Source organism: Micromonospora parva, assembly GCF_040649675.1.
GTDB classification, from domain to species: Bacteria; Actinomycetota; Actinomycetes; order Mycobacteriales; family Micromonosporaceae; genus Micromonospora; species Micromonospora parva.
Genome location: NZ_JBEZFX010000009.1, coordinates 1 through 26,442 on the forward strand (window position 1 = coordinate 1; position 26,442 = coordinate 26,442).

The window sequence follows — 26,442 nt, forward strand, 5'->3', positions numbered from 1 at the left end:
CGCAAGCCCCACCCAAGTGGAACCCCAACCGGGGCATTTCCCGCTCTCACACCCGGCGCTTTCAGCACCAGGCACTTTTACTACGTTACCCGCTCATTTCCACCCTGTCAAACCGATATTTCGCGGTTCGCCATGCTTCAACAATATTGCGGATACTCTTACTGCTTCGAGTCCACGATGACGCGCGTCGTTTCCGACGTTCGTTTCTGTCGTGGGAAGCCGCAGACCGGCCGATCACCGCTTCGCGGCTCTCCGCCCGGCTCCTGCCGGCTTCAGAACTCTACCCGGTCGGCTTCGCGTTCGCAACCCCGTATCCGGAGTGTTCCGCACCGCCCGATCCTCAGTCTCGCTCGGCGTTCCCGCCACGAGCCTGGCGCCCGTTCTCGGCCGGTTTGTCCGGCCTCCCCCGTGCAGAGAGAAAGTTACGCGGACGGCCCGGAGAAGGCAAATCAGGGTTCATCACTGGTTCGGGCGAGGCGCGCGGCAGGCTCCTCGGTGCGGCCGAGGACGCGGACCGCCTCGACGTGCCAGAGTGTCAGTCATGGATGAGTCCGGGCACGGTGCCAGGGTGGTCGCCGAGGAGGCACTGCTCGGCCTCATCGGGCCGTTCTGGCAGGTGGTGATCGGTGCGGTCGTGCTGGTCGTACTCGTGCTCTCGGTGGGACGACTGGCCCGCCGGGGCCGGTCCCGGATGACCACGGCGCTGCTGGTCACCGCAGCGGCCATCGCCGGGTTCGCGGTGATCGGCGTCCTGCTGGAGGGCTGAGGCTCAGAGCCGGCGGTTGGCGAGGCTGGGCAGCTCGGCGCGGATCGCGTCGAGCCGGTCGAGGTCCAGGTCGACGACGGAAACGCCCGGTCCGTCCGGCACCTGGCTGATGACCGTCCCCCACGGGTCGACCACCATGCTGCGCCCGAAGCAGGTGCGACCCGGCTCGTGGTCGCCGGTCTGGCCGGCAGCCGCCACGAAACACTGGTTCTCGATCGCCCTGGCCCGCAGCAGAACCTCCCAGTGATCCCGGCCGGTGTGCATCATGAATGCGGCCGGAACCACCAGCAGCTGAGCGCCGCCCTCGGACGCGAGCCGCCGGTACAGCTCCGGGAAGCGCAGGTCGTAACAGATCGACAGGCCGACCCGCAGCCCTTCGACGTCGACCACCACCGGCTGGACCCCGGGCGCGACACTCGCCGACTCCCGGTACGAGACCCGACCGGGGATCTCCACGTCGTAGAGGTGGATCTTGCGGTAGCTCGCGGCCAGGCTGCCGGAACGGTCAAAGACCAGCGACGTGTTCCAGGTGTGCTCCGGGTCCGGGCCGGCCTCGTGGAACGAGCCGGCCACCACCCACATCCCGAGCCGCCGTGCGACCCCGGCGAAGAAGCTGCCCACCTCCCCGTCGACCGGCTCCGGTTCGGGCAGCCCCGCGGCGGGACCCAGGTAGTCGACATACTCCGGGAGGACAGCGAGGTCGGCGCCGCCGGCGGCAGCGCGCTCCAGCAGGGCCTCCGCGGCCGCCAGATTGGCCTTACGGTCGTCCCGGGCGTTCAGCTGGCAGACGGCGACACGCATGTGCAAAGGGTACGGCTGGAAGACCGCTCACGGACAGGGTCACGGCCCGGCCGGCGCGGGTGGTCAGCGGCCGGCGCCCGAACGCGATCACGCCGGCCGTCCCAGAACTCGACGACCGGCGTGATGCGGGGAGGATCAGGCGGACTTCTCTTCGCGATCGCGCCGGGCACGACGGCCGGTGAACTCACGCGGCACGATCGTCGGGTTGACGTTCTCCAGGACGACCTCGCGGGTGATCAGCACGCGGGCGGCGTCCGGGTTGCTCGGCACCTCGTACATCGCGGAGAGCAGGACCTCCTCGATGATCGCCCGCAGGCCACGGGCACCAGTGCCCCGCAGCATCGCCTGATCGGCGATGGCTTCCAGCGCCGGCTCGTCGAACTCCAGCTCGACGCCGTCCAGCTCGAACAGGCGCTGGTACTGCCGGACCAGGGCGTTGCGCGGCTCGGTGAGGATCCGTACGAGGGCGCTGCGGTCCAGGCTGCGAACGTTGGTGATCACCGGCAGCCGGCCGACGAACTCGGGGATCAGCCCGAACTTGAGCATGTCCTCCGGCATGACCTGGCTGAAGATGTCGTCGGTCGACCGCTCGGACACCGACCGGAGCCGGGCGCCGAAGCCCGTGCCACCCTGCCCGGTGCGGGACTCGATGATCTGGTCGAGGCCGGCGAACGCGCCACCGCAGATGAACAGCACGTTGGTGGTGTCGATCTGGATGAACTCCTGGTGCGGGTGCTTACGACCGCCCTGCGGCGGCACGTTGGCCACCGTGCCCTCAAGCATCTTGAGCAGGGCCTGCTGCACGCCCTCGCCGGAGACGTCCCGGGTGATCGAGGGATTTTCCGACTTCCGGGCGATCTTGTCGACCTCGTCGATGTAGATGATCCCGGTTTCGGCGCGCTTGATGTCGTAGTCGGCGGCCTGGATCAGCTTGAGGAGGATGTTCTCCACGTCCTCGCCGACGTAGCCCGCCTCGGTCAGCGCTGTGGCGTCGGCGATGGCGAACGGGACGTTCAACATCCGGGCCAGGGTCTGCGCCAGGTGGGTCTTGCCGCACCCCGTCGGACCGAGCAGCAGGATGTTGGACTTGGCCAGCTCGACGGCGTCACTGCCGGAGCCCGGCGCGCCAGCCGCCTCGGCCTGGATCCGCTTGTAGTGGTTGTAGACCGCGACGGCGAGTGCCTTCTTGGCCTGATCCTGACCCACGACGTAGGTGTCGAGGAACTGGCAGATCTCCATCGGCTTGGGAAGCTCTTCCCACTTCACCTCGCCGGACTCGGCCAGCTCCTCCTCGATGATCTCGTTACAGAGATCGATGCACTCGTCGCAGATGTAGACCCCTGGGCCCGCGATGAGCTTCTTGACCTGCTTCTGCGACTTGCCGCAGAAGGAGCATTTCAGTAGGTCGCCGCCGTCACCGATCCGTGCCACCTACGTTCTCCCTGCACTCATCGGCCGGAGACCCGGCCCTGACCTGCGGACGTTGCGCTCCGCCCGGCTTCGTTCGCGCCGCCGGCCCAACCGGCGAAGCGGTACGGACCCGACGTTACCCGCTGGCGGGGCATTCTCCGACCCCCAAAACGGGTGTGTCAGAGGTCGGCCGGGAACGAAGCCCCGGCCAACCTCTGACCCGGTACAGCTCAGCGAGCGGCGTTGGCCGCCAGCAGACCCTTCTTGCGACTGGTCAGGATCGTGTCGACCAGCCCGTACTCCTTGGACTCCTCGGCCGTCATGATCTTGTCACGGTCGATGTCCTTGCGAACCTGCTCGATCGGGCGGTTGCAGTGGCGGGACAGCATGTCCTCCAGCTGCGTACGCATCCGCAGGATCTCCCGGGCCTGGATCTCGATGTCCGAGCCCTGCCCGTAGCCGCCCTCGGTGGCCGGCTGGTGGATGATGATCCGCGAGTTCGGCAGGGCCATCCGCTTACCCGGAGTGCCCGCCGAGAGCAGCACCGCCGCCGCGCTCGCCGCCTGCCCGAGGCAGACCGTCGAGATGTCCGGACGGACGTACTGCATGGTGTCGTAGATCGCCGTCATGGCGGTGAACGACCCACCCGGCGAGTTGATGTACATGATGATGTCGCGGTCCGGGTCGGTGCCCTCGAGCGTCAGCAGCTGGGCCATCACGTCGTTGGCCGACGCGTCGTCCACCTGGACGCCGAGGAAGATGATCCGGTCCTCGAAGAGCTTGTTGTACGGGTTCGACTCCTTGACCCCGTACGACGTGCGCTCGACGAACGACGGCAGCACGTAGCGGTTGTGCACGGCCGCGAACTGGGGCGGCAGGCTCAGATCGGTCATCGTCAGCTCCTCAGCTCAGGGTCCCGGCGCCATCCGGAACCTGTGCGGCCCCGATGATCACCTTGTCGATGAAGCCGTAGTCCATGGCCTCCTGGGCGGTGAACCAACGGTCCCGGTCCGAGTCGGCCTCGATCTGCGACTGGCTCTGGCCGGTGTGGTGCGCGACCCGCTCCTGGAACATCCGCTTCGTGTAGAGCATCTGCTCCGCCTGGATGGCGATGTCGGACGCCGTGCCGCCCAGACCACCGGACGGCTGGTGCATCATGATCCGTGCGTGGGGCAGGGCGTACCGCTTGCCCTTGGTGCCCGCGCAGAGCAGCAGCTGGCCCATCGAGGCAGCCATGCCCATCGCCACGGTCGACACGTCGTTGTCGATGAACTGCATGGTGTCGTAGATCGCCATGCCGGAGTAGACCGAGCCACCCGGCGAGTTGATCCACAGGTTGATGTCGCGGTCCGGGTCCTCCGCGGCGAGCAGCAGCAGCTGCGCGCAGATGCGGTTGGCGACCTGGTCGGTCACCTCACTGCCCAGGAAGATGATGCGTTCCTTGAGCAACCGGTTGTAGACCGAGTCGTCGAGGTTGCCAATGGAGTCGCCACCGCGCGCGTCAATCGCCCGGAGCGACTTCTTGGGGATGTGCATGTCGGTCATGGCAGCCCTTCGCTCTCCGTACCGTCTTTCCCGACACTAACCGCTGTGCGGGGCGGCAGAGTCCCGGTCGGGGCAGTGTTCGCTCTCAGCGCAGCTGTGTCGGGCGTACCCGCGGCGCGGGCTTCCGGGCGTACCCGGCAGCGTTTGCTGCCCCGGCGCACCCGGCAGTGCTTGCTGCCCGGGCGTACCCGGGAAGGGAAACGGCCGCCGTCTGCCGCTGAGCGGCGGACGGCGGCCGCAACCCGACGATCAGTGTTCGTGGTTGTGCTCCGCCTCGTTGGCGGCGCGCAGCGCGTCGAGGGTGATCCCGTTGCCGGCCGAGTCCTTGATCGTGATCCGCTCCATGACAGCCGCGAGCGCCTTGCCCCGCCGCACGTCGCCGAAGACCGCGGCGGCCGCGCCGGAGCGCACCAGCTGGTCGTAGTACTGCTGCGGGGCCATCCCGGCACGCTGCGCCCGGTGCACGATCTCGTGCCCGAACTCGTCGTCGGAGACCTGCACGTCCTCCGCGTCGGCCAGCGTGTCCAGCAGGAGCTGGACCTTGACGCCCTCGGTCGCCGCCTCGGTCAGCTCGGCGTCGATCTGCTCCTCGGTCTTGTCCTCGGCCGCGAGGTACTCCTCCATCGAGGCGCCGATCCGCTCCAGCTGGTCGATCATCGCCTGCTTGCGGCTCGCGACCTCCTCGCGGACGACACCCTCCGGGGCCGGGATCTCGGCGGCCTCGACCAGCTGGGCCAGGGCCTTGTCCCGAGCGGCGTAGATCTGCTCGACCTGCTTGCCCTGGGTGACCCGCGCCCGCAGATCGCCGCGCAGCTCCTCGATCGTGTCGAACTCGCTGGCCATCTGGGCGAACTCGTCGTTCAGCTCGGGCAGCTCCTTCTCCTTGACCGTGCGCACGGTCACCGCCACGTCGGCGTCGCGACCGGCGAAGTCGCCGCCGACCAGCTGGGTGGTGAAGGTGGTGTCCTCGCCGGCGGCCAGGCCGACGACTGCCTCGTCCAGGCCCGGCAGGAGCTGCTTGCTGCCCACCTCGTGGGAGATGTTGCTCGCCTGACCGCCCGGCACGTCCTCGCCGTCGACGGTGGCGTTCAGGTCGATCTGGACGTAGTCACCCTCGGCGGCGGCCCGCTCGACGGTCTTGAGGGTCGCGAAACGCTCCCGCAGGTTCTTCACCTGCTCGTCGATCTCGCTCTCGTCGATCTGCAGCTCGTCGACGGTCACCTCGATGGTGCTCGCGTCCGGGATGGTGATCTCCGGACGGACGTCGACCTCGGCAGTGAAGTTCAGCGAGTCACCGTCGTTGAACTCGGTGATCTCGACCTCCGGGCGCCCCAGCGTCTTCAGGTCGTGCTCGCGCACCGCGGCGAGGATGTTCTCCGGGATGGCCTCCTGGACCGCCTCGTTGAGGACGGTGCCCCGGCCCACCCGCTGGTCGATCACCGCGGTCGGCACCTTGCCCCGGCGGAAGCCCGGAACCTGGACCTGCGAACCGATCTCCCGGTACGCCTTCTTGAGGCTCGGCTCGAGCTCGACGAACGGCACCTCGATGGCGAGCCGCACGCGCGTCGGGCTCAGAGTCTCGACGGTGCTCTTCACAGGCGTACTCCTTGACGGATCTCAGTTGAGTCTGGGCGTGATTCAGCCCATCGAGTGTAGGCGAGCCGGCCTGACGCTCCGGCATCGCCCGGGGACCGCACTGGGCGGCACCCGGGGCGGCCCGGCCGCGGACGACAGTCGGGGTGGCGGGATTTGAACCCACGGCCCCTCGCTCCCAAAGCGAGTGCGCTACCAAGCTGCGCCACACCCCGTGGCGACGTGCAGTCTATGCCGTCGCCACGCCTCAGGTGGTGCCGGGGCGTCCCCCACCCGGACACATCGCCCAAAAATCACCATTCCACCCACCCGGGTGCCACCAAGATCCGATGGACGATCCAAGATCCGCACAACATCACTGATGTAGTGGTCTCCTCGCACGGCGAGGCCACTACATCCCGGATGTTGTGCGGATCTTGGAGGCGTCATGCCGCGGCGTCGGGGACGACGCGGCACCGCGGGGCGGAGGCGCGGTTAGCCGTCGGGCTCCGGCATTGGGTACGCTAGGGGTGCGTCCTGCTTCGGCGGGATGCACGCGGGCGTAGCTCAATGGTAGAGCTTCAGTCTTCCAAACTGACTACGCGAGTTCGATTCTCGTCGCCCGCTCCGAGTGCGAAGGCCCAGGTGGACCGCATGATCGCGGCACCTGGGCCTTTCACATCTCCCCATCGTGGTGCGGCGCGGTTGGCCGAACCGGCGAACGAAATCCTGGGCGACTGTCCCGCCAAGCGGGACCAACTGCCCGCTGGGACGTTTCGGCATAGCTCCGAGTCGCCCGGCTGATCGACGCCGTGACACCGTCGGCGCGGGTGTGTCTACCGGCCCACTTGGCAAGTAATCCGCATCGCCCGTCGTCACGTTCGACGACGAGCGCGTCGCCCGCCGCCGAATACCGACGGAAGACGCGGCCCTTCCCCTGTTCGAAGCCGTACCCGGCCAGTTGCTCCGCCACGCCCCTGACGAAGTCGTTGAACAACGTTCCCAGGGACATTGAGATGGCCCCTCCAGCTGGCCGGGACGGCAACGAGCAGATCAGCCGCGCAGCTTCGACTGCTGCGCGCGGCCGACAGCGCCAGCCGGGGCGCCAGACGTTCGATGTTCGCCTATGCGGCGCCTGTGCAGACGATGGTGGACGGCCGAGACTATAGCGATGTCATCCGTTGGTGCGGGCGCCCCACGCAGGCAGGTCTTCACTGCCGCTCTGCTCATCGTCGTCGGTGTGCTGGTCCTCTTCGTCCCGGCCGGTGACGAGGGCAGCGTTCTCGTACCCATCAGCGAGGGTCACGGGCTGTCCGCCGTGGACGGGGTCGGCGCAGCGCTGCTGGCGGCCGGCGGCACCTGGCTGGAGGTGCTGGTGGTGCGACGCCTGCCGCACCTCGCCCTACCGCCACGGGTGTTGTTCGCACTTGGCCTGCTGGCCGGTCTCGGCGTGGGGCTCCTGGTCGCCTCGGTCTTCTCGGGGTTCTTCTGGTGGTGGGCCGTCGGCGCCACCATGCTCGGCCTCGCCCTGCTCGTCCTCGTCCCCCTTACGGCACGCCGCTGAGAAGGACGCGCAGGTCACCGGCGCGGCGGCCCTGAGACACAGCAGGGCCCAGGTGAACCGATGGATCTCGGCACCTGGACCCACTCGGCAAAACCGAGTTGCCGTGTCACTTCAGGTGGAACCTCTCGTCGACGGCGAGCGCCGCCAACTGCGGTACGGAGAACGGCAGCTCCGTCAACGCGGGCCGGCTCTCGTCAAGCCGTACGCCCTGCGCCACGAACACCACCACGCCGTCCGGATGCCGGTACGCCGACCACTGGTCCAGCCGGTCGTCGCTGCCCGGTCGGACCACCACGCCGACCCGCGCCGCGCCGACGGTCTCGACCTGGCACTCGCCCCGCATGCCCCAGAACGTCTGGGCCAGGTCGCACGGCTCGGTCGGCATCGGATTGCCGGCGTCGTACACCTCGACCACAACGCGCCCGGTGCTGCGGCCCTGCGCGACGGCCACCGAAGTGGAGTAGCTCCACACGTCGGCGCCGTCCACCCTGGCCTCGAACTGCGCCTGGTGGGTCCGCAGCGTCCGCTGCTCGGCGGACTGACCAGATGGGTCGTCGGGCGTGGTGAAACCGGCGGGTACGACAGCGACAGCCTCGCTGAGCAGGTGCGCTCCCTGGTCGTACTTGGAGCCGGCCCGCGCGGTCCGGTCCTCCTGCGGTTGCCCGTTCGGCCCGGTCGGCCACGGCTCCTTGGTGGCCGGAGCAACCAGCGGCCCACCGCCCGCCGGCTCGTAGACGTGACCGTCCGGAGTGGCGACGGCCGCGAAGCCACTGACCGCCAGCACGACGGCCGCCGAGCCGAGCGACGCCCACACCACGCGCCGGCGGACGTGCGCCCGTCGTGCCGCGCCGAGCGCGGCAGTCGTACTCAATGGTGGTGGCGGGGTGATGCCCGCCATCTCGCTACGCAGCCCCTCGCGGAACTGTTCCTCGTTCATCGCTCCCCCATCTCGATCCCGCTGTAGGTGGGTGCCAGGAGGCCGCGCAACGTGTCGAGCCCGCGTGCCGCCTGGCTCTTCACCGTCCCTGGAGAACACTCCAGCAGCGCCGCGACATCCTCGATCGACAGGTCCTCCCAGTACCGCAGGACCAGCACGGTCCGCTGCCGCGGTGCCACCCGGGCCAGCGCCTGGAGCAACACCAGCCGGCTCTCCGGCGAGTCGGACGGGGCCACCTGCTCGGTGTCCTCGCCGCCCACCCGTTCCCGAAGCCACCAACCGCGGCGGCGCTCGTCGAGGAAGGTCCGGACCAGGATCTGACGCACGTAGCTGTCGAGCACCTCGTGCCGGGAGATCCGGTTCCAGACCCGGTAGAGCTTGACGAACGTGGTCTGGACCAGGTCTTCGGCCCGGTGCCAGTCGCCGCATAGCAGGTACGCGGTGCCGCGCATGGCCCCGGACCGTGCCGCGAAGTACTCGGCGAACGCCTCGTCGCGGTCGCTCATTCAGGCCTCCGATCCCCGTTTCGAGTTAGTCACGCGGGGTCCGGCTCGGAGGGTTGCTCCGAAACTCGCGCAGTTGTCAACGGATCAACGGAGCACCGGACGGGGAGGATATCGACCGGCACGAGCCGGCCCAGCGTGCCGGAGCGACTCCCGCGGGCCGCGGCGAGGACGAGCCCACCGCGGCCCCAGGTTGAGCAGTCGCCGATCGAACTGGCCACGAAGACCGACGGTGGGGCTCGTTCACTACCCGGCCCTACGGCGCGCCAGTTCCGACTAGTCGAGGTAGCTCGGACTGTTCGGCGTGTACCAATCCTGACGTCGAAGCCACTTCAGATAGTTGTCGTAGATCTTCAACAGCCCGTCTGTCGATTCACGGGCGGCCAGAAACTGGTCCAGCTGATCAAAGAGAACCCTAGTGATCCGCCGCTCATCATCCGCGGACGGGCCCTCTGACCCGCCGCTGCCGCTCTCTCCGTTGGCGAGGCGCACTACCAACGCGCGCCAGGTGAGATTGGCGCCGTCGCCGACCTGGACCACCAGCCACTCCCGAAACCCCTGGAGAAGGCCGCCCTGCTGCCCGACGTTCACGCCTTCGAGAAACGCGGCGGTCTGCCCGAACGACCCGTCAACGCCAAGCATCCCGGGGCGCCTCCGAAGTAGCTCTAGAGTGCGTTGCAGTTCCACAGCCCGCACCTCAGAATCCGAACTGGATCGTGTCATTGTATTCCCACAAGCCCTTGTACTCATTGATCGGGACGCCATTTCTGCCGCTGAACGCGTCGAAGACTCGGCCGTCCTTGACAACTACGGTGTGGGTATACCATCCGGTATCCTGGCCCCGATACTTGCCGAGGAAAAAGTTTCCATGCCTGATGGTCACGATCTCACCACCGATCTTTTTCTGAACCTGCGCAGCGACGCGCTCGCAACCAGTGCTGCAGGGAATTTCGGTCTCGGGACGCGGCTTCCATTTCGGGCCGAGGTCCGGGGCGCAGCCAGTGTTGTGGACGAGCACCGGGGTTTTGCCGGCGAGCACATAGTACGTGTGAAGATCCGCGACGGTCAGGTTGTAGGCCTGGCCTCGTCCCACCCATTCGAGGGCCGGGCCGTCGACGGCCACGCCCTCGCCGGTAGCGGTGCGCAGAACGTCGCCACGGTCGAGCTCGGCGGCCGGCTGCCACTGCCTGTCGGTGGCGTTCCAGAACGGATGGTCCTCGGTCGTCGCCAGGACCTTGCCGTCGACCGACAGCGCCACCATGTCGTCCTCGTGGACCCACAGGTGACCAACCGTCCGCGGCCCCTGCTCACCGGTGACCGGGTCGGTCGCCAGCACCTCGTCACCGACCTTGATGTCCTTGATCGGCTTCGTGCTGCCGTCCGCCATCAGGACTTCGGTCGCGCCGGCGAAGCTGCACGGGCCGCCCTGCTGCCACACCGGCTTGAGGCCGGTCTGCGTCGGTAGCTGGGCACCGGGGGGCAGCGCCGCGCGTCCCAGGGCCGTCATGCCGACCGGCAGGGCGACTCCGTCGTCGTCGGGCAGGGGCATCATGGTCGCCCAGTAGCCAGGCCACAGGACGTCCTGAATCCACTTGTGGCATGCCTCGTCGTCGATCTCCCCGCAGACCTGCATCGCCAGTTGGAACTCCTGGTGCAGGACCTGACTCGGGTCCCAGCCGGCGGCCATGCCGAGCACTTCCGCCTGGGAGTCGGCCCAGAGCTCGGTGAACCGGTCCAGGTCGATGGTCGGCGGTACGAGGATGACGTGACCCAGGATGTTCGGGTTCTTCTGTTTCATGACGCTGCTGCACTTGATGGGCCAGCAGGTCTTCTTCTTGCTGTTCTTGCGATTGGCCTTCTCGTTGCCGACCTGGTAGTCGGGGCAGCCGCCCACGATCTCGGCACAGTCGGCGGGGATGAGGCCGCTGGGGTCGCTGAAGGTGGTGGGGTTGTTGTTGGAGTAGGCGTAGCCGTGCCACTGCTGCGGATCGCTCAGGTCCTGCAGCGGGTCGACGCTGACGAACCGTCCGATCGTGGGGTCGTACTCCCGTGCCCCGAGGTGGGTCAGGCCGGTGTTGTCGATGGTGCCGCCCACGAAGCCCTTGCTGTTGGGCCAGGCGACACCGGTGCCACGGTCCTTCCCGTACGGCAGTTGCCGCCGGATGCTCGCCTGCTGCGACGTGTCGTTGACGCTGACCTGGGCAGTCCCGTGGTTGTCATTGCTGAGCCAGCTCAGGCCGGCGGTGGTGCGGGAGGCGATGGTGGCGCCCGCGTGGGCGTAGTAGCGGGTGCACGCGGTGGAGGCGGTGCTCTTGGTGTAGCGGATCTCCTGACCCGGGAGGTAGAGAGTGCTACCGGTCGGGTCGCGGCGGATGAGCCGCTTGCCGTCCGCGTCGTAGACGAAGCTGGTCGCCCCGGTGCTGTCGGTGGAGGTCTGCAGGCGACCCTCGACGTCCCAGGTCAGGGTCTGCGTGCCCGAGGAGTCGGTGGGTCGGGTGAGGGTGTTGCCGCTCTTGTCGTACGTGTAGGAGCCGGTACGGGCGCCGGTGGTGCCGGAGAGGGCATGCGGTTGCGGACTGCGCGCCGCCGGGTAGGCGTAGTCGGTGGTCGCGTTCCCGGTACTGGTGTGCTCGGTGTGGGTACGCCGGTTGCCGACGTTGTCGAACGTCCAACTGTGCCAGTACTTCGCCGGGCCGCCCAGGCCGGCGACGGACGGCGCGGTGCCGCAGTCCCCACTGGCCGGGGTCCACGCCTCGGTGAGTCGGCGCAGCTGGTCGTAGCCGAAGCACTGCGTGTCATCGACCGGATCGGGCGTGACGTCCTGGGTCTTGACGATGTTGCCCGTGGGGTCGTACGTGTAGCGCACGTCGGCGACGATGTTCGGCGCCACCGTGTCGCGGTCGGTGCGGATCCCGGTCAGCCGACCGGTCTCCAGTTCGCGGGTGAACGCCTGCCAGACGCGTCCGCCGCTGCCGGTCCAGAAGCGGTACTGGTCCACCTGGCCGAGCGCGTTGTAGTCGGTGCCCTCGACGTACGACTGGTTGCTCGTTCCGTAGATCGTGTCGACTGTGGTGGGCAGCCCGAGGTCGTTGTAGCCGTACGTCAGGGTCTCCGCGGGGAGGCCGCTGTTGGTGGACGGGAAGGTGCTCGACGCCAACGAGCCGTCCCGGTTCCAGTTGCTGGCGAAGGTGTAGGTGCCGGCGATGCCGGTTTCCGAGGCGGGGATGACAACGGAGATGCCGGTGGGCTGGTAGGCGTCCGTGTAACCGGTCGTCTTGACCTGGTACGAGCTCGACCCCACGAACCGGGTGCTCTGGGTGAGCTGGCCCTTGGCGAGGGTGTCGTACACCCACTGGGCCCGCATGGTCCCACCGACCTGGTCGTCGTAGACGGCGCGCTTTCGGTTCAGCGGGTCGTACAGGTACGCGAGTTTCTTCCCTCGACCGTCGGTGGTGGTGGCGGTGCGACCGGCGTTGTCGTACGTGAGGCTGGTGACGCCCGCGTCGGGATCGTCCACCGTCTTCTGCCGGCCGCGGATGTCGTAGGTGTACGTCCAGTCGTTGCCCGCCGGGTCGGCGAAGCTCGTCAGCTGACCCTTGCGGTTGAAGGTGTAGGTGCTGGCGTCCCAACTGCCGGCGGTGCCCGGTGTCGGCACGGCCCCCCGGTACTGCCGCAACTGCACGGTGCGGCCCCGGGCGTCGGTGACGGTCGAGGTGGCGGTGCCGCCCGCCAGCGGGGTGACGTCGGTGCGGTCGCCGGCGTAGTAGGTGCTGGACCTCCACTTCTCGACGTCGTAGGGCTGGAAGACCGTCGCGGTGACCCGCCCGGCACCGTCGTACACGGTCAGGTCCTGGGTGGGGACGAAGGCCCGCTCGGTCGCCGTGACCAGGGTGGTGCCCGGCGCACCGGCTGCGTGGTACGGCGCGAAGGTCTTCACCTGTCGACCGGCGGTGTCGTAGAACACGTCGGTGAGCAGGCGACCGCCGGAGGGCGACGGCGCCTGGGTCTGCCGGTTGCGCAGCAGCCCGTCGTAGAAGGTGTACGCCGTGACGTAGTCGCCCTTCGCGTTCAGTTTCGAGGCGGAGACCACGGTGGCGGCGTCGTTACGGACGTGGTACCCGTAGGTCAGGTCGGCGGTGTCGGTGCCCTTCGTCCTACCCGGCAGCCACACGGCAGTGAGCCGGCCCAGACCGTCGTACGTCACGTCGGTGCGTTTGCCGTTCGCGTCCACCACCGACGTCGCCGTGCCCCAGGCCGGTTCGATCGTGGTGGTCAGCACGTGCTGGAGCGGATTGGTCACCGCGGTCGACGTCACCGGACCCCCGCTGGCCGGGGTGTAGGCGGTCTTCGTCTCGTAGCTCAGCGCGTCCCGTGACGAGGTCATCCGGCCCTGCGCGTCGTACCCGGCCTGGTTCACGGTGGTGAAGGTCGGCGCGCCCGCGTTCCAGGCCTCCATCTCCTCGGTGCGGGTGGTCAGGCCCCTGGTGGCCGCCTCCTCGAAGGCGTTGCCGTCGTACCAGGTCCGGGTCTCACCGATGACGTCGTCCTCGGTCAACGATCCGGGGGTGGCGGCGTCGGCGCACTTCACCGCGTAGCGCTGAACCCGGTGGACCCGGTCCATCAGCCAGTTCGTGGTGTTGCGCGGCGTGTAGTCCGTCTTGGTGCACTGCTCGTCTCCGGCGACCTTGTCGTCGCCGAAGTCATCGACGCTGACGGCCATCCCGTACGCGTCGTAGCTGGTGGTCGTCCGGGTGACCCGTTCACCACGGCCGGCGTCGAGCGTGGTGTACGCGCGGGTGGTGCCCACCCGGAGAATCCGGGCGCTGACGGTGTCCCCGTTGATCGTCCGGCTGGCGGTCGCCGCGGACGCCCACGGATCACTGGTCTGCCGGGACACCACCGGGCCGGTCGGCCCGTTGAACGTCCTGGTCTCCCGAGGCGTACCGGCGTACCAGTCCTCGTCGGCGATCCCGTCGATGGTGACCGACCTGGTGCCGCCGGTCGGCGCGGCGCGGTCGCCGTTCATGCCCCGGAAGTAGCGGGTCTCCGTGTACGACTGTTCGCCCGTGTCGCCGACGGTGACCCCGACCCGGCCGTAGCCACGGAAGTCGGACCAGGTCTTGTGCTTCGGGTCGACGAGCCCGTCGTCGTCGTTGTAGTGCCAGGCCGCGCCGTCGTAGTAGTCGTACTTGTAGGCGACGCGAGGGCTGCCCTGCGGCGGCGCCCCGCCGGTGTTGTCGTTCTCGTAGACGGTCGTCACCACGTACTTGTGGAACCAGTCGGTCACCGGTTTCTGGTAGCCCTCCGGCATCCAGATGACCGGGTAGCACCGTCGGGTGTTCGTGTGGGGTGTCGGCGTCTGACCGGCGACGCAGTCGGGTGCCGAGTAGGTGACGCTCGTGGTGCCGCCCGACTCGGTGCGGATCTTCGCGATCCGCATCCAGTTCATCGCCGCGGCGAAGTCGATCGTGTCCACCCGGTTGGAGAGTTGGACCGGGGTGAACTCGATGTCGGGCACGGTGCTGGTGGCACCGGCCAGACCGGTGTGGGAGATCTTGTCCAGCCACAGACCGGCCCGGGTGCCGTCACCGGGGTCCGGGAAGGTGTGGCCGAATGTCCACCGCTCCACGTTGCGGTAGCCGGTGCCGTTGCGCACCTGGGTGGTCACCGAGGCGAGCCGCTTGGTCGTCCAGAACGTCGGAGAGAAGGTGTCCTCGCAGGAGCTCCCGGTGCACTCGCTGTCCCAGGGGGTGTCCGGCCAGCGCACCTCGTCGTGGGTGGTGCAGCTGCTCAGGCAGCGGTCCGCCTCGGTGAGCTCGACCCGCAGTGGGGCCGGCGTGTTGAGCACCGACTCCACGCCGTCGTCGCGCCGGGTGCCGTAGTCGATCCGGTCCAGCCAGCCGCCCCGGTCGTAGCTGGCGGCGTCGTCGGCGTCCCGGTTGCGACCGTACTTGTTGGTCTCCTTCACGTACCAGTACGACATCGAGTTGCCGTGCAGGTCGACGACGTAGTCGAGGTTCCAGCGCCAGGCCTGCGTGCAGTCCGAATCGGCGTACCTGGTGGCGTGGCAGGGCTCCCCCGTCTCGTTGCCGAACACCGGCATCGTCCACGTCGAGTTGGTCACCGGGTTGCCGGACGTCCAGCCGGGCAGACGGTGGGCGCCGAACCAGTACTGCTTGCCGTCGGTGGTGGTGACCACCCAGTACTCGCCGTCGTTGTCGCCGTTGACCGCGCCGGTCTTGCGCTCGATCCGGGAGCCGTCGTCGTTGCGCAGGTGCCAACGGTCTTCCGACGAGTTGTAGATCAGCTCACCGGAATGGCCGCTGAGCGACAGCGTGGCGTTGTTGGTTTCCCAGCACTGGTCACCGGTCTCCAGCTCGTTGTTGGCGGTGCCGTCCATGTCCTCCGCGCAGGACCGGTAGCGCCGCTCGATGTAACCCCCGAACCCGGCCTCGAAGCCCTCGCCCACCCAGGACGGCTGGTTGTTGGACGCCGCGTGGCGACCGTCGACGGACTGGGACGAGTAGCTCAACTCCAACTGCGGGGCGGGCCCACCGGGGGCCGGCGGCACCCGCATCGGGTACGACCAGGTGAAGGCGCCCGAGTGTCCGCCAGCTGACCAGGTCGACGACGGCTGCAACGGGGTGGCCGAGTAGTCACCGGCGGGCCCGGACGCGGCTGCCGCCGCCGCGACCAGACTGGTGGCCGCGCTCACCTGAACCGTCGCGGTGACCGTCTTCGCGGCGGGATCGTTTCGGGAGGGCAGCGGCGTACCCGCGCACTGCTTCTTCGCTGGGGTACGCAGCGCGCACTCCGGCAGCGCCACCAGCCGCAGCCGGCTCGCCCAGTCGGCGCCGTACGCGCTCGCGAACGAGCGGTAGTCCACTGTGACGTCGACCGGGCCCGCTGCGGTCGCGCCGTCCGCCCGGTTGACCGAGAAGAGGGCACCGCGGACCCCGGCGCGGTCCGTGGTGGCCCGGTCATGGATCTCGACCCGTACCCTGCGCGGTCCCGCCGTCGCCGAGCGGTTCGTGGTGGCGGGGGCGGCCAGCCGTACCGATGAACCGCCGGCCCGGACCTTCTCCCCCGTCGCCGCGGTCGACAGGTCGACCACTGCCGCACCCGCCGCCGGCCAGACCGCCGCCGGCTTGGCGCTCGCCGGCGCCGGCTCGGCGGCCTTGCCGGCCGGGCGGGCCTGCACAGCGGTGACCGGAACCGTTGACACCGCCTTGGGCGCGGGTGGTCGGTGCGCCGCGGCCTGGGCGGCGGGCACCGGCGCGACCAGCAGGTTCGCCACCAGGGCGGTCACGACGACGGCCGCGATGCCCGAGCGGCGGCCGGCACGGCGGCGACTGGCCCGCTGGATGAGAGAGGCGAACGCGGCAACAGGCGCAGGCGAAAACCAACCAGGCATCAGCAACCCCCGTGATCAAGCCCGGATAGTGGGCCAGACATTAGAGATCGAGTAGCGGCACTGTAAAGAGCCGTCACAACTTGCGAGAACAAGCAGGACATCTGACCTAATTGATTGATCGCGACCACGTTCCGTGAGCTTCGCCCCGGCGGGTCCGCGCCACCCCGTCTCTTGACAGTTGTCGATCTGTGCACTGGTGTAAGGACCACGCACATCTACGTCCGTCACAGGAGGGCACATGATCGTCCGACGACGGTGGACAGCTGCCGCCACCACAGCGATCCTGATCAGCGCGGTGCTGTCCCATCCCGGTTCGGCAGCGGCGGCACCCGCTGCCCCGGCCAGCCCGATCACCCTGACCGCCACCGAGACCGCCCTGGTCCGGGTCCAGCTCCGCGATCAGGCCCAACTGGACCGGCTCGTCGCCGCCGGCGCGGACCTGGCCAACCGACCCCGCGCCCGCGACGGGCGGATCCTCGCCGACCTGGTGCTCACCGGTACGCAGCTCGCCGAACTGACCGCGCAGGGCGCGACCGCCGTGCAGGTCGTGCAGCGTGCCGGAGACGGCACCCGGAACTACGCCGACAGCGTCCGCGCGGCTCAGGCCCGCACCGCCGCCGGCCTGCGTACGCCGGCCGCCGGCCAGCGGTCCACCGCCGCCGCCACTGCCGTGGACACCCTCCAGGTGCAGCAGGCGTACTGGTGGACCATCGGAGGGCAGACCTTCCTGCAGGCCCAGGTGGCCACCACCGCCACCGACGACCCGGACGTGGAGATCACGGTCAGCTGGCGGACGGCGGACGGCGCCACCGGGTCGTTCCCGCTGTACCGGTTCGAGGACTCGGGCGAGTACCAGTACCACTACAACCTTCCCCAGCCGGTGCCGAACCGGCCGGTCCAGTTGACCGCCACCTCCAGCCTCGGCGGGGTCAGCCGGGTGGTCACGCCGGCGCTCTGGCCGAACGTCTCCCCGCCCCCGCTGCCGGCCGGCTACCAGAAGGACTTCATCGACGCGTACCTCACGCCGATCGACATCCAGGCGCGGATCAAGCGCCTGGCCCGCCAGTACCGGGACCTGGTGGACGTGATCGACCTGCCGAACAGGACCCAGGGATACCGACGCAACGCCGCCGGCTACCTGGGCGACCCGGCGGTGGCCGCCGTGGTGGTCGAGTCGGTCCGCTTCGGCGACCAGAACATGAACGGCGTACAGGTGCGGACGGTCGACCCGGGCCGGGCGAACCGACCGCTGACCGTCAACTACCGCGACCGCGTCCTCACCGTCTCGCTGGCCACCGACACCGCTGGCAAGACGGTGAGCACCACCGACGAGGTGGCGGCGGCGATCAACGCCCGCCAACCGGAGCGGTTCCGGGCCACCGTCGAGGACGGCTCGGCCGGGCTGCCGATGCCCGTCGCCGGCCCCACCCGACTCGACGACGGCCTCCAGGGCACCGAGGTGCCCGCCCGGCCGTGGACGGTGCAGGCGCTGCGCCTCGGCGTACACCGGGACGGCTCCCGGGTCGGGGTGCTCGCGTACTCCCAGGAACACGCCCGCGAGTGGGCCACCCCACTGGTGACGCTGGAGTTCGCCGAGCGGATGCTGGCCAACGCCCGCACCGACCCGGCCACCCGTGAACTGCTGGAACAGGTCGACATCTTCGTTATCCCGACGGTCAACCCGGACGGCGCGAACTACTCGTTCAACGACTTCAACTTCCAGCGCAAGAACCTGGTCAACCACTGCACCGGGGCGGCCCGCGACCCGAAGAACCGCACCTCGTGGGGCGTCGACATCAACCGCAACTACACCGTCGGGTCGTACTTCGACGGCTACGTGGGCGCCAGCGCGAACTGCCTGTCCGGCAACTACGCGGGCACCGCCGAGCTGTCCGAGGCGGAGAGCAGCAACGTGATCGCGCTCGCCAAGGACCACCCGAACATCAAGTTCGCGATGAACGTGCACTCCTACGGCGGGTACTTCATGTGGCCGCCCGGGGCGTACCGGGCCGATGGGCGGATCACCCTGCCCCGGCCGTCGATCGACGAGTCGACGCTGTTCCTCAACAGCGCCCGGCGGATCGTCGGCGCCATCGCACAGGAGCGCGGCACCGTGACCTGGCCGTCGCAGACCGGACCGGTCGCCGACGTGCTCTACTCCGCCGCCGGCAACTCGGCCGACCAGCTCTACTACGAGCTGGGCATCTTCGCCTGGGACTTCGAGGTCGGCAACGACCGGTGGAACCCGGCGACCAACCAGTGGGAGGGCGTCGGCTTCCAGCCGCCGTTCGACGAGGCGCACGGCGAATCCCAGGAGTACGCCGGCGGACTGGTGGAGATGGTCCGGGTGGCCCGCGACTACGCCGCCGCGGAATCCGCCGGCTGATCCCTCAGCGGGTGCCGCGTCCACTCATTGGGCGCGGCACCCGCTGGGCGGATTCACCCGTTTCCGCCAGATGCCTGGCGGGTAGGGGCCCTGCATGGACACCAACACCACAGCCCACCTGGTGGGCGGCCCCCGAGACGGCAGCACGCACGAGACCGGCGACGAGGCACTCGTCGAGGTGAAGATCGACGGCCTGATGCACCGCTACATCAGGACCACCAAGCAGCACGACGATGGTCGACCGCTCTACAACTACGACGGCGCGGTCGCCCCGGACGGCGGCGAGCCCGGCGTCGAGGACCCGGCCGCCCGGGTCGCGTCGCCCCGAGCCGACGCCGAGGGGCACGGCGGCACCCACTGACCGCCGCACCATCGCGGGCACCCGAGCCCTCGAAGGAGGTACCGGTCGGAGCGGCCGGCCACGGATGAACCGCTACCGGCCGGGTAAGCAGCGACCTTGCCTGGTGGGGAGACGACCGGGTGCACGGGTGGGCGGGCATCGACCGGCCCGCCCGTGCGCGCTCCGGATCAGTTCGAGGAGATCCAGTTCCAGGCCGAGACGACCCACTCGGTCTGCTGGAGCCACGCCACCCCCAGGCCGGCGAGGAAGACCGCCGTCGCCAGGTGGGCACCCCGGGCGCTGCGCCGGACCCGGCCCAGCTGCCGTTCCAGCACCACCCTGCCGACCAGTCGGGACAGGGCGAACAGGCCGACCGCCACCAGCAGGCTGAGCACCAACACCAGCAGCGGGCCGCTCAGGTCACCCTGGCCGGACAGCGCCCAGATCCCCCAACACACGAACGCGAAGAGGCCGGCCGCCGCGCTCCACTCACCGCCGCGCCGCAGTTGCGCCATTCGCGAGCTCAGCGAGCGGCGTGGCACCGGCCCGTCGGGCCAGCCCATGCCGGTCGGCTCCTCGGCGACCACCGGGAACGGCTCCGTCCGCGGGGTGCGCGGCTGACCCACCGGGGCGACCCCCCGACGGAACCCGTCGCGCTGCGGCGGCACCCCGACGCCGGCCTGCGGTGGCACCTCCACGGTCCGCTCCGCCCACGGCTGCGTCTGGTCTGCCATCTCGTCCTCCCCCTGACCGACGGCAACGACACCGCCTGGATTCGAGGGTAGCCAGCCGGCAAATCGGTCGCCGACCCCGGCCGGGACGCGCAGCCCACGACGGTGCCGGATCACACCGGGCAGGGTACGGTCGGCTGATGGGTGACAGCGACCGACGACGGCGACGGCTGCGCCACCCCGCCGACCCCGAGACGGCCCGACCGGGTGCCGACGGCCCGGCCGCCAGCACCGCGGGCGTGCACGACGGTGACGACCCGCCCGCACGACGCAGGGGCGCGGGCGGCGACGAGCGCGACGGCGAGCGAGGGCTGCGCGGGTTGGTCGGTTCCGGCTCGTCCCAGGTGGGGCTGAGCGCCGCGCTACGGGCCCGGGATGCGGCCCGCCCCAACGACGACGACCTGGCCGAGGCGGAGGCCCGCGTGGTGGTGGTCCGCCGCAACTGGGTGCCCCGCGAGGAGCTGCCCCGCTCGCCGCGCTGAGCGCCGCCCGTCAGGGCAGGTCGGGCAGCTTGCGGGTCTGCTCGTACTCGGCCACCTGGGCGATCCGGCGAGCGTGCCGCTCGTTGCCGGAGAACGGCGTGTTCAGGAACGCCTCGACGATGGCGGTCGCCTCGTCCAGCGTGTGCTGGCGGGCACCGACGGCGACCACGTTCGCGTCGTTGTGCTGGCGGGCCAGCTGAGCGGTCTCGACGCTCCAGGCCAGCGCGGCGCGGACGCCGGCGATCTTGTTCGCGGCGATCTGCTCACCGTTGCCGGAGCCACCGATGACCACTCCGAGGCCCGTCTCGTCGGCCACCACCTGGTCGCCGGTGTGCAGGCAGAACGTGGGGTAGTCGTCGTCCGGGTCGTAGGCGTGCGGGCCGACGTCGACCACGTCGTACCCCTGCATGGCCAGGTGGTTGGCCAGGTGCACCTTCAACTCGAAACCGGCGTGATCGGATCCCAGGTAGACGCGCATACCGGGAAGTCTGTCAGGCCGCGCCCGGGGACGTCACAGGGGCGTCCCCGGGCGCGGGTTCGTCACACGGTCGTGCGGACGGCGCTCATCGCGGCAGCTCGGCGACGACCAGACCGCCGCGCGCCTTCGGGGTGAACCAGGTGCTCTTGCGGGGCATCTTCTCCCTGGCCAGGTTGACGGCGACGAAATCCGCCACGGTCACCGGGGCGATCAGGATGGCCAACTCGGCCCGCCCGGCGTCCACCTCACCGGTGAGCCAGCTCGCCGGGTAGTCACCGCCAACGTAGGTGATCCGCTTGTCGCCCGGGTCCAGACCGAGCGCGTCGCGCAGCACCAGACGCTCGACCAGGGCGTGGTCCAGGTTCTCCAGGCGGGCGGAGGCCGTGGCGGGCAGGCGCACCGCGTACCCCTGGCCGTCGAGGCGAAGGTGCACGGTGCCGCCGGTCTCCGGGACCTCGACCGGGCCGTCGATCGGCTCGACCTCGGCGCCCGCGGCCCGCAGCCGGTCGAGCAGCTCGGCGGGGGTGGTGGTCAGCTCGCTGACCAGCCGGTTGTACGGCTGGATGGCCACCGACGCGGGAGTGGTGACCACGGCCAGGAAGCGCGGCAGCCCTCCGGTCTGGGCGGCCAGGCTGCGGTGGTTGCCGTCCGCGACGACCAGGTCGCCGCCACCGGCGAGCGCTGTCAACGTGGTCTGCTCCGGGCCGGGGCCGAGCAGCCAGATCGCGTGCGTGCGCCCCGCCTGGTCGGTGTCCGTCGCGGCGGGCGCACCGGCCGCGTCGGTCGCCGCCGCGAGCGCCGCGTGCAGCTCATCGCCACGCCCGGTCTGCAGCAGGAGTACGGGTGAGAGCAGGTGGCCCAGCGCGTCGGCCAGCGCCACCCGCTCGCGGACCTTGGCGATGAAGACGTCCTCGTTGCGGATGACCAGGCCCGGCTCGTCCGCCCGGGTGGAGATCTGGTCGGTGTCCACCATCGCGAACATCCCGTACGCCGGCTCCTCGCCGGGTGCGCTGATCCGGTAGAGCACCACCACCTGCTCGGCGGGGGTGTAACTGCCGTCGGCCTTGGCTTCGGCGAGGCGGGACACCGCGTCCGGCAGCGCGTCGAGGAACGACTTGCCCAGGCTCTGCGGGGCGCGATGCGGCATCTCGATGCCGAGAGCACTGTGCGGGTTCGACTCGATGATCGCGGTGATTTCCGCGTCGTCGGCGAACTCGTCGTAGTTCTGCGCGCCGGTGCCGCCAGTGGTGACCCAGGCCCGGGTGATCGGATGCACGACCGTCATACCCACTGACGCTACCGGCGACGGTGTCGCCGCCGACGGGGACCCGCAGGGCGTCCACCAGATGAAAGCGCCCGGTCGGTCAGCCGGCGCGGTCGGACGTGCCCCGGCGGTGTCGACCCGCGCTCACCGGCCCACCGTTGCCGCGTCGACCGCTCCCGATCGGCCCGGTGTTCACGGAGCGGCGGGGCGACGTGGGCGGCCCCGGCACGGGACGGTCCGGGGGCGGCGTCGGAACGGGCCTCGGGTTCAGCGGCGGCGTCGGCACCGGACGCGGCGGAGCCGGCGGCGGGGGCGCGGGTTCGGCCGGCGCCGCCCCCGACGGCACCAGCGCCGGCACGTCCGCCGGCACGGCGTCGGCGGGCGACGGGAGCGGGTCGACCACGGCGGGCGGGGTGAGCCGGGACGTCACCGGTACCCGCGCCACGCCCACCACGATGGGCGGCGCGAGCAGATCCACCAGATGGGCGGGAAGATCCGGGCGGACCGTCGGCCAGCGGGAGTCGTCGACGGACCAGTAGTCCGCGCCGGGAGGTTCGATCACCCCCTGCCGGGTCGACTGTTCGTCACCGGACGCGCGGTGCTTGGCCATCGGGAATGCCTCCACGAGCTGCGGCGTGCGGCCCTACGGGTCGCTGCGGCGGACACCGAGGGAAACGACGCCGCCCGCCTCCCGGTGACGCCACGACCGCCCGCCGACCTCGGCACCCGACCCGAAACGCCCCCGTCCACGCAGCTGACGCGGCACGGACGGGGGCGCGGTGGCCGTCGCTCAGTCGAAGATCGGGTCCTGCTCCCGGGTGCGCTTGAGCTCGTAGAAGCCCGGGGTGCCGGCGACCAGCAGCACGCCGTCCCAGAGCCGGCCGGCGGCCTCACCCTTCGGAGCCGGGGTGATCACCGGGCCGAAGAACGCGACAGGAGCGCCGTCCGGGCCGGGCGCGTGCACGACCGGAGTGCCCACGTCCTGTCCGACCGGGCGCATGCCCGCCTCGTGGCTGGCCCGCAGCGCCTCGTCGTAGTCGGTGCTGTCGGCGGCCGCGGCCAGCGCCGGGTCCAGGCCGGCGTCGGTGAGCGCGGCCACGTACAGCTCGGTGTTCCGCTCCTGCTTCTGCAGGTGGATCCGGGTGCCGAGCGCGGTGTAGAGCGGGCGCAGCACCTCGTTGCCGTGGCGCTGCTCGGCGGCGATGCAGACCCGCACCGGGCCCCACGCCGTCTTCAGGAACTCCTTGTACTCCTCGGGCAGTTCCTCGCGGCCGTCGTTGAGCACGGCGAGGCTCATCACGTGGAACCGGATATCCACATCCCGGACCTGCTCGACCTCGAGCAGCCAGCGTGAGGTGATCCATGCCCACGGGCAGGCCGGGTCGAACCACATGTCGGCGGTGACACGTTCGGTCACGGTGAGATCCCTTCACAACGGGTGGCGCCGGGAGTCGGCGTCTCAGAAGAATCTTCACCCCGCAGCACATCGACCGGCACCCGAATGAGAGCGTGACCTCGGCCACCGCGGGCTGCCCGTACATGGAAGACTCGAATCGGGCCGGCCGTCACGAGCGGTAGGCGAACGGGCGCCGCCGGGCGTACGGCGACACGTGGGATGGAGACGAACAGTGCCGGGAGTGCGCAACCTGACGCAGGTCGAGGCGACCGAGCGGGCACGCCTGCTCAACGTGACGGGGTACGACATCAGTCTGGACCTGTCCACCGCCGTGCTGGCGGCCGACGGTCGCACGTTCTCCTCGACGACCGAGGTTCGGTTCCGCTGCTCCGAACCGGGGGCGAGCACGTTCATCGAGTTGGCCGCCGAGTCGGTGCGGTCCGCGACGCTGAACGGCACGCCCGTCGACCTCTCCGACTGGTCCGCCGAGAAGGGCCTGACCCTGTCCGGTTTGGACAGCGACAACGTCCTGGTGGTCGAGGCCGACTTCGGTTACTCCAACAGCGGTCAGGGCCTGCACCGGACGGTCGACCCGGTGGACGGCGAGACGTACCTGTACAGCCAGTTCGAGACGGCCGACGCGCAGCGGGTGTACGCCTGCTTCGACCAGCCCGACCTGAAGAGCGTCTACACCTGGCACGTCACCGTGCCGGCGCACTGGCGGGCGGTGTCCAACATGCCGGTGCAGCGCGAGGAGCCGGCGGGTGAGGCGCTCAAGACGCTGCACTTCGCCGAGTCGCCCCGGATGAGCACCTACATCACGGCGATGTGCGCCGGGCCGTACCACGAGGTGCGCGACGCCCACGACGGCATCGACCTGGGGGTGTTCTGCCGGGCGTCGATGGCGCGATACCTGGACTCCGACGACCTGTTCCTGATCACCAAGCAGGGCTTCGACTTCTTCCACGAGAAGTTCGGGGTGCGCTACCCGCTGCCGAAGTACGACCAGCTCTGGGTGCCCGACTTCAACGCCGGCGCGATGGAGAACTTCGGCTGCGTGACGCACGCCGAGTCGCACTACCTGTTCCGCTCGCAGGTCACCGACTTCGAGTACGAGCAGCGGGCCAACACGATCCTGCACGAACTGGCCCACATGTGGTTCGGTGACCTGGTCACCATGCGCTGGTGGAACGACCTGTGGCTCAACGAGTCGTTCGCCGAGTGGGCCAGCCACTGGTGCAACACCAACGCGACCCGGTTCACCGAGGCGTGGACGACCTTCCTGTCCATCCGGAAGAACTGGGGCTACCGGCAGGACCAGCTCTCCTCCACCCACCCGGTCTACACCGAGATGCCGGACATGGAGGCCGTGGAGGTCAACTTCGACGGCATCACCTACGCCAAGGGCGCGAGCGTGCTCAAGCAGCTCGTCGCCTACGTGGGTGAGGAGCCGTTCGTGGCCGGGCTGCGGGCCTACTTCGGCAAGCACGCCTGGGGCAACGCCACCTTCGACGACCTGCTCACCGAGCTGGAGGCCGCATCCGGTCGGGAGCTGCGCAAGTTCGCCGCGCAGTGGTTGGAGACCGCGCAGGTCAACACGCTGCGGCCGGAGGTGACCATCGGGGCGGACGGCACGTACGAGCAGGTGCTGGTGCGACAGGAGGCGCCGGCGGCGTACCCGACGCTGCGTACACACCGGATCGGCGTGGGCCTGTACGACCTGACCGACGGGCGGCTGGTCCGTCGGGAGCGGTACGAGGTGGACGTGACCGGCGAGCACACGGATCTCGCCCCGCTGCGCGGTGTCCGGGCGGCCGACGTGCTGCTGCTGAACGACGACGACCTCAGCTACACCAAGCTGCGCCTCGACGAGCGTTCGATGGCGACAGTGGTGCAGCACATCGGTGGCTTCGACTCGTCGCTGGCCCGCGCGCTCTGCTGGACCGCCGCGTGGGACATGATCCGCGACGCCGAACTGTCCGCCCGCGACTACGTGGCGCTGACGCTGAGCGGGCTGCCCGCGGAGACCGACATCAACCTGGTCACCGCCACCCTGCGGCAGGCGACCACCGCGCTCACCCTGTACGCCGACCCGGCCTGGGCGCCCACCGGCTGGGCCGACCTGGCCCGTACCGCCCGCGACGCGCTCGCCGCCGCCGAGCCCGGCAGCGGGTTCCAGTTGGCCTGGGCCCGCGCGTTCACCTCGGCGGTCCGCTCCGAGGAGGACCTGGCGACGCTGCGGGGTTGGTTGGACGGCACCGGCGTGCCGGCCGGGCTGACCGTCGACACCGAGCTGCGCTGGTCGGTCCTCGCCGCGCTGGTGGCCAACGGTGCCGCCGGCGCCGCCGAGATCGAGGCGGAGCTGAGCGGCGACCGTACGGCCAGTGGTGAGCGGGAGGCCGCGTACGCGCACGCGTTGATCCCGACGGCGGAGAACAAGGCCGCCGTGTGGGCCCTGCTCACCGGCCCGGACGCGCTGCCCAACTGGCGGCACCGGGCGCTGTTGCAGGGCTTCGCCCACCCGACGCAGGTGGAGCTGGTCACCCCGTACCGCGAGCGGTACTTCGCGGCGGTCGGGCAGGTGTGGGCCACCCGGGACAGCGAGCCGGCGCAGGAGTTCGCCCAGCTGGCGTACCCCACCTACCTGGTGGCGGACGACACGGTGGCGGCCACCGACGCGTGGCTGGCCGGCGACGGGCACCCCGCCCCGCTGCGTCGGCTGGTGGCCGAGGGTCGCGACGGTGTGGTGCGGGCGTTGAAGGCCCGCGCGAAGGACGCACAGAGCGCCTGAGCATCGAGTACGTGGCCCGGGCCGGCGTGGGTGCGAACCGACGCCGGCCCGGGCCATTATGG

The 26,442-nt window shown here is 69.9% G+C and carries 20 protein-coding genes and 2 tRNA genes; 7 read left to right on the forward strand and 15 right to left on the reverse strand.

Going from position 1 to position 26,442, the window contains the following annotated elements:
- The first annotated feature begins 541 nt into the window (after positions 1-541).
- Complete coding sequence (locus tag AB0C03_RS22405; protein ID WP_030333540.1) at positions 542-766, forward strand: hypothetical protein; 225 nt, start codon at positions 542-544, stop codon at positions 764-766.
- Between the two features lie 3 nt (positions 767-769).
- On the opposite strand, the gene AB0C03_RS22410 is transcribed toward AB0C03_RS22405, so the two are convergent.
- From AB0C03_RS22410 to AB0C03_RS22435, 6 genes are all read right to left on the reverse strand, one after another.
- A complete protein-coding gene (locus AB0C03_RS22410) occupies positions 770-1,567 on the reverse strand; it encodes a carbon-nitrogen hydrolase family protein (RefSeq protein WP_357638709.1) in 798 nt (265 codons plus the stop codon).
- A 135-nt stretch (positions 1,568-1,702) separates the two neighbouring features.
- Entirely contained in the window at positions 1,703-2,998 is a 1,296-nt protein-coding gene (gene clpX, locus AB0C03_RS22415) for an ATP-dependent Clp protease ATP-binding subunit ClpX (protein ID WP_030333537.1), read from the reverse strand.
- Between the two features lie 209 nt (positions 2,999-3,207).
- On the reverse strand, positions 3,208-3,870 hold the full coding sequence (locus AB0C03_RS22420; protein WP_030333536.1) for an ATP-dependent Clp protease proteolytic subunit: 663 nt from the start codon (positions 3,868-3,870) through the stop codon (positions 3,208-3,210).
- A gap of 10 nt (positions 3,871-3,880) precedes the next feature.
- Positions 3,881-4,522 (reverse strand): ATP-dependent Clp protease proteolytic subunit, encoded by a 642-nt coding sequence (locus AB0C03_RS22425; RefSeq protein WP_007464111.1) that lies wholly within the window; start codon positions 4,520-4,522, stop codon positions 3,881-3,883.
- A 249-nt stretch (positions 4,523-4,771) separates the two neighbouring features.
- On the reverse strand, positions 4,772-6,118 hold the full coding sequence (gene tig, locus AB0C03_RS22430) for a trigger factor (RefSeq protein ID WP_030333534.1): 1,347 nt from the start codon (positions 6,116-6,118) through the stop codon (positions 4,772-4,774).
- Positions 6,119-6,256: 138 nt separating this feature from the next.
- Positions 6,257-6,330: transfer RNA gene (locus tag AB0C03_RS22435), tRNA-Pro, on the reverse strand.
- 320 nt (positions 6,331-6,650) lie between these two features.
- On the opposite strand from AB0C03_RS22435, the gene AB0C03_RS22440 reads away from it, so the two are divergent.
- Together AB0C03_RS22440 and AB0C03_RS22445 are read left to right on the forward strand one after the other, a co-directional pair.
- Positions 6,651-6,721: transfer RNA gene (locus AB0C03_RS22440), tRNA-Gly, on the forward strand.
- Between the two features lie 544 nt (positions 6,722-7,265).
- Positions 7,266-7,658 carry a hypothetical protein gene (locus tag AB0C03_RS22445; RefSeq protein ID WP_030333533.1) on the forward strand — a complete coding sequence of 131 codons (393 nt, stop codon included), beginning with the start codon at positions 7,266-7,268 and terminating at the stop codon, positions 7,656-7,658.
- Between the two features lie 106 nt (positions 7,659-7,764).
- Here AB0C03_RS22445 and AB0C03_RS22450 read toward each other — a convergent pair whose 3' ends face one another.
- The 4 genes from AB0C03_RS22450 to AB0C03_RS22465 all read right to left on the reverse strand — a co-directional run bounded on the left by AB0C03_RS22450 (position 7,765) and on the right by AB0C03_RS22465 (position 16,512).
- The gene (locus AB0C03_RS22450; protein WP_030333532.1) at positions 7,765-8,595 is read right to left on the reverse strand and encodes a hypothetical protein; all 831 of its coding nucleotides are present in this window, start codon (positions 8,593-8,595) and stop codon (positions 7,765-7,767) included.
- Positions 8,592-9,101 (reverse strand): SigE family RNA polymerase sigma factor, encoded by a 510-nt coding sequence (locus AB0C03_RS22455; protein ID WP_030333531.1) that lies wholly within the window; start codon positions 9,099-9,101, stop codon positions 8,592-8,594. Before AB0C03_RS22455 ends, AB0C03_RS22450 begins: the two co-directional genes overlap by 4 nt.
- A 273-nt stretch (positions 9,102-9,374) precedes the next feature.
- Complete coding sequence (locus AB0C03_RS22460) at positions 9,375-9,785, reverse strand: hypothetical protein (RefSeq protein ID WP_167337308.1); 411 nt, start codon at positions 9,783-9,785, stop codon at positions 9,375-9,377.
- A gap of 10 nt (positions 9,786-9,795) precedes the next feature.
- Positions 9,796-16,512, reverse strand: a complete 6,717-nt coding sequence (locus AB0C03_RS22465) for a polymorphic toxin-type HINT domain-containing protein (RefSeq protein WP_357638712.1) — start codon at positions 16,510-16,512, stop codon at positions 9,796-9,798.
- 238 nt (positions 16,513-16,750) lie between these two features.
- On the opposite strand from AB0C03_RS22465, the gene AB0C03_RS22470 reads away from it, so the two are divergent.
- Both AB0C03_RS22470 and AB0C03_RS22475 read left to right on the forward strand, forming a co-directional pair.
- Positions 16,751-18,898 (forward strand): M14 family zinc carboxypeptidase, encoded by a 2,148-nt coding sequence (locus AB0C03_RS22470; RefSeq protein ID WP_210866034.1) that lies wholly within the window; start codon positions 16,751-16,753, stop codon positions 18,896-18,898.
- A 94-nt stretch (positions 18,899-18,992) separates the two neighbouring features.
- A complete protein-coding gene (locus tag AB0C03_RS22475) occupies positions 18,993-19,259 on the forward strand; it encodes a hypothetical protein (RefSeq protein ID WP_030333524.1) in 267 nt (88 codons plus the stop codon).
- Between the two features lie 167 nt (positions 19,260-19,426).
- Here the strand turns inward: AB0C03_RS22475 and AB0C03_RS22480 are convergent, their stop codons facing one another.
- Complete coding sequence (locus tag AB0C03_RS22480; protein ID WP_030333522.1) at positions 19,427-19,972, reverse strand: hypothetical protein; 546 nt, start codon at positions 19,970-19,972, stop codon at positions 19,427-19,429.
- A 137-nt stretch (positions 19,973-20,109) separates the two neighbouring features.
- Here AB0C03_RS22480 and AB0C03_RS22485 point away from each other — a divergent pair, with 137 nt between their 5' ends.
- Positions 20,110-20,451, forward strand: a complete 342-nt coding sequence (locus AB0C03_RS22485; RefSeq protein ID WP_030333520.1) for a hypothetical protein — start codon at positions 20,110-20,112, stop codon at positions 20,449-20,451.
- 10 nt (positions 20,452-20,461) lie between these two features.
- On the opposite strand, the gene AB0C03_RS22490 is transcribed toward AB0C03_RS22485, so the two are convergent.
- From AB0C03_RS22490 to AB0C03_RS22505, 4 genes are all read right to left on the reverse strand, one after another.
- A complete protein-coding gene (locus AB0C03_RS22490; RefSeq protein WP_030333518.1) occupies positions 20,462-20,929 on the reverse strand; it encodes a ribose-5-phosphate isomerase in 468 nt (155 codons plus the stop codon).
- Between the two features lie 85 nt (positions 20,930-21,014).
- A complete protein-coding gene (locus AB0C03_RS22495; protein WP_030333516.1) occupies positions 21,015-22,214 on the reverse strand; it encodes a DUF1015 family protein in 1,200 nt (399 codons plus the stop codon).
- 79 nt (positions 22,215-22,293) lie between these two features.
- Complete coding sequence (locus tag AB0C03_RS22500) at positions 22,294-22,803, reverse strand: hypothetical protein (protein ID WP_051708588.1); 510 nt, start codon at positions 22,801-22,803, stop codon at positions 22,294-22,296.
- Positions 22,804-22,983: 180 nt separating this feature from the next.
- Positions 22,984-23,610 (reverse strand): mycothiol-dependent nitroreductase Rv2466c family protein, encoded by a 627-nt coding sequence (locus AB0C03_RS22505; RefSeq protein WP_030333513.1) that lies wholly within the window; start codon positions 23,608-23,610, stop codon positions 22,984-22,986.
- Between the two features lie 220 nt (positions 23,611-23,830).
- Here AB0C03_RS22505 and pepN point away from each other — a divergent pair, with 220 nt between their 5' ends.
- A complete protein-coding gene (gene pepN, locus AB0C03_RS22510) occupies positions 23,831-26,380 on the forward strand; it encodes an aminopeptidase N (protein WP_030333511.1) in 2,550 nt (849 codons plus the stop codon).
- The last annotated feature ends 62 nt before the right edge of the window (positions 26,381-26,442 follow it).

Excerpts from the sequence above, each read along its gene's own strand:
- AB0C03_RS22470 (WP_210866034.1), top strand. The coding sequence starts at position 16,751 with ATGATCGTCCGACGACGGTGGACAGCTGCCGCCACCACAGCGATCCTG.
- AB0C03_RS22410 (WP_357638709.1), bottom strand. The coding sequence starts at position 1,567 with ATGCGTGTCGCCGTCTGCCAGCTGAACGCCCGGGACGACCGTAAGGCC.
- AB0C03_RS22500 (WP_051708588.1), bottom strand. The coding sequence starts at position 22,803 with ATGGCCAAGCACCGCGCGTCCGGTGACGAACAGTCGACCCGGCAGGGG.
- AB0C03_RS22425 (WP_007464111.1), bottom strand. The coding sequence starts at position 4,522 with ATGACCGACATGCACATCCCCAAGAAGTCGCTCCGGGCGATTGACGCG.
- AB0C03_RS22455 (WP_030333531.1), bottom strand. The coding sequence starts at position 9,101 with ATGAGCGACCGCGACGAGGCGTTCGCCGAGTACTTCGCGGCACGGTCC.
- AB0C03_RS22480 (WP_030333522.1), bottom strand. The coding sequence starts at position 19,972 with ATGGCAGACCAGACGCAGCCGTGGGCGGAGCGGACCGTGGAGGTGCCA.
- AB0C03_RS22495 (WP_030333516.1), bottom strand. The coding sequence starts at position 22,214 with ATGACGGTCGTGCATCCGATCACCCGGGCCTGGGTCACCACTGGCGGC.
- AB0C03_RS22420 (WP_030333536.1), bottom strand. The coding sequence starts at position 3,870 with ATGACCGATCTGAGCCTGCCGCCCCAGTTCGCGGCCGTGCACAACCGC.
- AB0C03_RS22405 (WP_030333540.1), top strand. The coding sequence starts at position 542 with ATGGATGAGTCCGGGCACGGTGCCAGGGTGGTCGCCGAGGAGGCACTG.
- AB0C03_RS22490 (WP_030333518.1), bottom strand. The coding sequence starts at position 20,929 with ATGCGCGTCTACCTGGGATCCGATCACGCCGGTTTCGAGTTGAAGGTG.
- AB0C03_RS22485 (WP_030333520.1), top strand. The coding sequence starts at position 20,110 with ATGGGTGACAGCGACCGACGACGGCGACGGCTGCGCCACCCCGCCGAC.
- AB0C03_RS22450 (WP_030333532.1), bottom strand. The coding sequence starts at position 8,595 with ATGAACGAGGAACAGTTCCGCGAGGGGCTGCGTAGCGAGATGGCGGGC.
- AB0C03_RS22445 (WP_030333533.1), top strand. The coding sequence starts at position 7,266 with ATGTCATCCGTTGGTGCGGGCGCCCCACGCAGGCAGGTCTTCACTGCC.
- AB0C03_RS22465 (WP_357638712.1), bottom strand. The coding sequence starts at position 16,512 with ATGCCTGGTTGGTTTTCGCCTGCGCCTGTTGCCGCGTTCGCCTCTCTC.
- AB0C03_RS22475 (WP_030333524.1), top strand. The coding sequence starts at position 18,993 with ATGGACACCAACACCACAGCCCACCTGGTGGGCGGCCCCCGAGACGGC.